Annotated in this window: 5 protein-coding genes, 1 pseudogene and 1 riboswitch; of the genes and pseudogenes, 2 read left to right on the top strand and 4 right to left on the bottom strand. The window is 65.9% G+C overall.

Translation table 11 applies throughout. The features are described from left to right. From AACR77_RS12580 to AACR77_RS12565, 4 genes are all read right to left on the bottom strand, one after another. On the bottom strand, window positions 1-440 hold a 440-nt coding region (locus tag AACR77_RS12580; RefSeq protein ID WP_042881961.1), incomplete at its 3' end, for a bifunctional hydroxymethylpyrimidine kinase/phosphomethylpyrimidine kinase. After that, entirely contained in the window at window positions 437-2428 is a 1992-nt protein-coding gene (thiC, locus tag AACR77_RS12575) for a phosphomethylpyrimidine synthase ThiC (protein WP_042881958.1), read from the bottom strand. The genes thiC and AACR77_RS12580, both read right to left, overlap by 4 nt. Before the next feature lie 263 nt (window positions 2429-2691). After that, window positions 2692-2805, bottom strand: a riboswitch (TPP riboswitch). 62 nt (window positions 2806-2867) lie between these two features. After that, the gene (locus AACR77_RS12570) at window positions 2868-3356 is read right to left on the bottom strand and encodes a hypothetical protein (RefSeq protein ID WP_042864552.1); all 489 of its coding nucleotides are present in this window, start codon (window positions 3354-3356) and stop codon (window positions 2868-2870) included. A gap of 78 nt (window positions 3357-3434) precedes the next feature. Further along, entirely contained in the window at window positions 3435-3863 is a 429-nt protein-coding gene (locus tag AACR77_RS12565) for a hypothetical protein (RefSeq protein ID WP_042881956.1), read from the bottom strand. 90 nt (window positions 3864-3953) lie between these two features. On the opposite strand from AACR77_RS12565, the gene AACR77_RS12560 reads away from it, so the two are divergent. Then, window positions 3954-4622 carry a response regulator transcription factor gene (locus tag AACR77_RS12560; protein ID WP_042864554.1) on the top strand — a complete coding sequence of 223 codons (669 nt, stop codon included), beginning with the start codon at window positions 3954-3956 and terminating at the stop codon, window positions 4620-4622. Next, window positions 4619-5423 (top strand): annotated as a pseudogene (locus tag AACR77_RS12555) (HAMP domain-containing histidine kinase); the annotation flags it as partial. The gene AACR77_RS12560 and the pseudogene AACR77_RS12555, both read left to right, overlap by 4 nt.

Below are 5423 nucleotides of genomic sequence, written 5' to 3'. Positions count from 1 at the left end.
AGCAGGTGCTCGCGCACCGCCACCAGCATGCCGGGCTCCGCCATGGGGGTGCCGGTGCTGGCGATGGCCACCGGGTCGTAGACCACGAAGGGAGCCTCGACGGTCGACAGGCGACGGGCCAGCACCTCTACGTGCAGCCGGGTCGGCAGCAGGCCTATCTTGATGGCGGCGGGTGGCAGATCCAGCCCCAGGGCATCGATCTGGGCGGCGAAGGTCTGCATCAGCACGGGGTCGACCATCTTCACCGCCACCGAGTTCTGGGCCGTGATGGCGGAGATGACGGAGCAGCCGTGCACGCCGAGGTCATGCATTGTGTGCAAGTCGGCCTGAATGCCGGCTCCGCCGCCGGAGTCGGACCCGGCGATGGTCCAGACCACGGGGCGGGCCTGCGTCACGGCGGACAGGTCGGCGGGGCTGACAGCCCCGCGCTCGCTGCTCACGCCTCCTCCCCTGCGGCCTGCTTCAGGGTCGCCGCCTGATGGTAGATCTCGCCGCCGGTCTCCTTGAAGGTTTCAGCCATGCGGGCCATGCCGCTCTCGACCTCGGCCACCACCCGCTCCTGCTGACCGTCCATGCCGACCAGCTTTATCTCTACGGCTTCCAGCTTGGCGGCGTAGTCGCGCACGTCCTGGGTGATCTTCATGGAGCAGAACTTGGGCCCGCACATGGAGCAGAAGTGGGCCACTTTGCCGGACTCCTGAGGCAGGGTCTCGTCGTGGTAGGCGCGGGCGGTGTCGGGATCCAGGGCCAGGTTGAACTGATCCTCCCAGCGGAACTCGAAGCGCGCCTTGGACATGGCGTTGTCGCGGATCTGGGCGCCCGGGTGGCCTTTGGCAAGGTCAGCGGCGTGGGCGGCGATCTTGTAGGTAATCAGCCCCTGCTTCACGTCCTCCTTGTTGGGCAGGCCCAGGTGCTCCTTGGGGGTCACGTAGCAGAGCATGGCGCAGCCGTACCAGCCGATGAGCGCGGCGCCGATGCCGGAGGTGAAGTGATCGTACCCCGGGGCAATGTCGGTGGTGAGCGGGCCCAGGGTATAGAAGGGCGCCTCGTGGCAGTGCTCGAGCTGCTCGGTCATGTTGCGCTCGATCATGTGCATGGGCACGTGACCAGGCCCCTCGATCATCACCTGCACGTCGTATTCCCAGGCAATCTTGGTGAGCTCGCCCAGGGTGCGCAGCTCGGCGAACTGGGCCTCGTCGTTGGCGTCGTAGACGGAGCCCGGACGCAGACCGTCACCCAGCGACAAGCTCACGTCGTAGGCGGCGCAGATCTCGCAGATCTCGCGGAAGTGCTCGTAGAGGAAGTTCTCCTTGTGGTGCGACAGGCACCACTTGGCCATGATGCTGCCACCGCGCGAAACGATGCCGGTGAGGCGCTTGGCGGTCATCGGCACGAAGCGCAGCAAGACGCCGGCGTGGATGGTGAAGTAGTCCACCCCCTGCTCGGCCTGCTCCAGCAGGGTGTCGCGGAACAGCTCCCAGGTGAGGTCTTCGGCGATGCCGTTGGTCTTCTCCAGCGCCTGATAGATGGGCACGGTACCGATGGGCACCGGGCTGTTGCGCAGGATCCACTCGCGGGTCTCGTGGATGTAGCGGCCGGTGGAGAGATCCATCACGGTGTCGGCGCCCCAGCGGGTGGACCACACCAGCTTCTCCACTTCCTCTTCGATGCTGGAAGTGACCGCCGAGTTGCCGATGTTGGCGTTGATCTTCACCAGGAAGTTGCGGCCGATGATCATGGGCTCCGCTTCCGGGTGGTTGATGTTGCTGGGGATGATGGCGCGACCGGCGGCCACCTCATCGCGCACGAACTCGGGGGTGATGTTCTGGGGCAGTCTGGCGCCAAAGCCCTGACCCGGATGCTGGGTGCGCAGGAGCTCGGAGCGCACTCGCTCGCGGCCCATGTTCTCGCGGATGGCGATAAATTCCATCTCGGGGGTGACGATGCCTTGGCGGGCATAGTGCAGCTGGGTGACCCGGCGGCCCGGCTTGGCGCGGCGGGCGCTCGGCAAATGTTCGAAGCGCAGGTGATCCAGCCCCTCGTCCGCCAGGCGCTCCTGAGTGAAGGTGGAGCTCAGCCCGTCCAGCGCGTCGGTGTCAGCACGCTCCAGCACCCAGGCTTCGCGCAGGCGCGGCAGACCACGGCGCACGTCGATGGGGGCGGCCTCTTCCCCATAGGGGCCCGAGGTATCATAAACCGGCACCGGCTCGTTGGGCTCGAACTGGGGAGCCTCCTTGGTGCCGCCGACGAAGGTGTCGGCCAGCTGGATCTCCCGCAGGGGCACCCGGATATCAGGGCGGGAGCCTTCGATAAAGATGCGGCGGGAGTTGGGGTGAGCCATCCCCTTGAGGTTGTCGATAAAGGTCTGGGCGCTGGAGCGCTGCTCGCGGCGGCTGGATTTGGTGGTATCAGAAACATTGGTAGACATAGCAAAACTCACATTAACTGGTTGAAGTTATGGGTGTTTGCTTGTCTGGAGTTCGAGGAGAAGATGAACTTGCGGCGGGGTGTGCTCGGGGGAGTGAGTCGGGCATGGATCTTCCCTGCTCTGCCGTCCCGGTGTTTCCCTAGTCTGGAAACCCGGCGCCCTAAGGACAACCGGACGGGACAACCTCCCCCTGTGCGCCTGTGCCAGCCAGAGGCGGTCTGCCTCCAGCTGGCGGGAAGGTGTGCCTTCCCCGGCGCGGTAACCCGCAAGTTACCCTTGTTTCCCTTCGCAGGTCTTAACCTGATCAGGTTCCACGGATCCCGAATTAACGGTCTCAGCTTAGCGTCGTTCGACGGTCAGCACTCCGACAAGATGTGCGCCAGTATAAGTGGGGAAATTTAAAGTACAAGCCATTAACAAGGGGAAAGGGAGAGAGGTCTCACTCTTCGGCGTCGAGGGGATCCTCGGGGTCGGGAATGAGGATGTCGGTGAGGCGGCCCTCTTCATCCCGGCTCAGCACCAGGCGGCGACCCGGTTGCAGATCGGCGGTGCTGCCGTTGATCCAGCGAGTGTCAGCATCAAACACCAGCACACCGAGATCCTGTAGCAGCAATGCCTGCTGATTATGGGTGAGCAGTCGATCCTCCGCCCGCCGCCAGCTGGCCCCGAGCGCCGGATCCGGCGCCCCGTCGAGCACCCGGATCGTCTCGGCGACGCCGTAGCGGCTCTGGATCGCGAGGTGCATGCCGGGCACGAGCCCGTCCGGCTGCGCCACGCCGTGCAGTTCGGCACTGCCGAGCTCCAGCTCAGCCCCCTGGAATTGCAGGCGCACCCCGTCGTTGTGCTCCAGCTCCACCAGCCAGAGCTCGGCGTCGTCGGCAAGGGTGCAGAAGGGCAACAGCAGCAGGCAGAGTGCGGTTCGGGTCATGGCAGGCGGTCCGGGGTCACGGGGTGAGGTTTAACTATGGCCCCGGACGGGCAATTTTTCCCGGTCCGCCCTGACCGGTCAGTCATCCTCCCGGCACTGGCTCAGGCGCATGCCGTCAAACTTGCACTCCAGCTCCAGCCAGCGTCCCTCAAACGGGGAGAGGCTCCCATCCGAGGTGACATAACCCCAGATCCGTCCCCCTTCCACCGGCCCTTCCAGCTCCATCTCGTCCTCCTCCTCCAGCGCCTCCACCTCGCGAATGAGCCGCCGCTCCCCTGCCGCCGTCTCCTGCACGACCCCTTCCAGATCGACCCAGGTCCCGCCGAGATCGTCCTCATCCAGGCCATCCTTGAAGCGGGTGCGCTCATCGATCACGAAGGGAATGCCGTTGACCATCAACTGGCCAAGCTGCCAGGTGGTGCGGCCCGTGAGCTTGAACTCGGCCGCCTGCACCAGACCAAAAGGCAATAGAATCAATAACCAGAAGGCGCAGAGAGACTTCTTCATCGGGGATCCTCGGGGTTACACTGGCACACAGGATGTCCCATCCGGTGTGAAATGGCCGTGAAATAGCGGTACAGACCAGGAGATCAGAGCATGAAAATACTGGTGGTGGAAGACAGTCCCCAGGTGGCGGAGACCATCATGGACTATCTGGCGCTGGCCGGGCACAGGGTGGACTGCGCCTATCATGGCCAGGCCGCGCTGCAACTGCTGGCCCAGGAGCGCTTCGACGTCATCATCATGGACGTCATGATGCCGCGCCTCGACGGCCTGCGTACCGTGGAGCGGCTGCGTGCGGACGGCATCGCGACCCCGGTGCTCTTTCTCACCGCCCGTGACAGCCTGGAGGACAAGCTGGCAGGCTTTCGGGCGGGGGGCGACGACTATCTGGTCAAGCCGTTCGCCATGGAGGAGCTGGAGGTGCGCCTGGAGGCCCTCAGCCTGCGTGGCCCCAGAGGGGACATGGGCGTGCTCGGCTTTGGCGATCTGACGGTGGATCCCGCCAGCGGCCGCGCCACCCGCGCCGGGGTGGAGCTCAAGCTCGGCAAGATCCCGTTCCAGATCCTCACCCTGCTGGTGAAGCGCGCGCCCCAGCTGGTGACGCGCCAGGAGGTGCTCGACACCGTCTGGGGCGACGAGGAGCCCGACTCCGACGCCCTGCGCAGCCACATCTATGCCCTGCGCAATGTCCTCGACAAGCCCTTCCCCACCCCCATGCTGGAGACCCTGCACGGCCAGGGCTACCGGCTGGTGACCCCATGACGAACCCGACGCCGCCCCTTGCCTCCGGCCTGCCGAGCCTGCGCCGGCGCCTGGTGCTGGCGCTGGGAGGGGCCGGTCTGCTGCTGCTGGTGATCCTGAGCCTGCTGATGGTGGTGGCCGAGAACAAGATGGAGGAGCTGAGCCTGCGCCACTGGCTGGAGGCGGAGGCAACCCGCTATGACGACGACTGGTTGCGCCTCGGAATGGCGGCCCCCGCCCCCAGCCCGCGCCAGTTCTCCAGCTACTGGACAGAGGCGGGCCGCCTGCCCGCCTGGCTCAAGGCCTACCAGAGCCCAGGCTTCTTCGAGCATCAGCTGGGCCGGGAGGACAAGCACTTCCTGGTACGCGCCCACCCCTCGGGTCAGGGGCTGCTCTATCTGGTGTTCAACGACGATGCGGACGACTACCTCGACCCTTACGAAGCCAAGCTGCATCTGGTGACCCGCCTCATCGGCCTGGCCCTGCTGCTGGGGAGCCTCGCCTTCGGCATCTGGCTGGTGCGTCACATCACCAGGCCGCTGGAGCGGCTGCGCCAGCGGGTCGCCCACCTGACCCCGGATCAGGGGGACTTCGTGCCCGATGCCCCCTGGCAGGAGCTGCGAGAGATAGAGCAGGCGCTGCTGGCGGGCAAGCACGAGGTAGCCGCCGTGTTTGCCCGTGAACAGGAGTTCAGCCGCTTTGCCAGCCACGAGCTGCGCACCCCCAACATGGTGATCCAGGGATCCGCGGCCCTGCTCGGCAAGGTGAATGACCTGCCCGCCCCGGCAGCCCGCGCCGCCAGCCGCATCCGCGCCGCCGCCG

The organism is Aeromonas sp. ZOR0002 (assembly GCF_963866995.1).
GTDB lineage: Bacteria > Pseudomonadota > Gammaproteobacteria > Enterobacterales > Aeromonadaceae > Aeromonas > Aeromonas caviae.
This window is presented reverse-complemented; position numbering and strand designations above follow the sequence as displayed.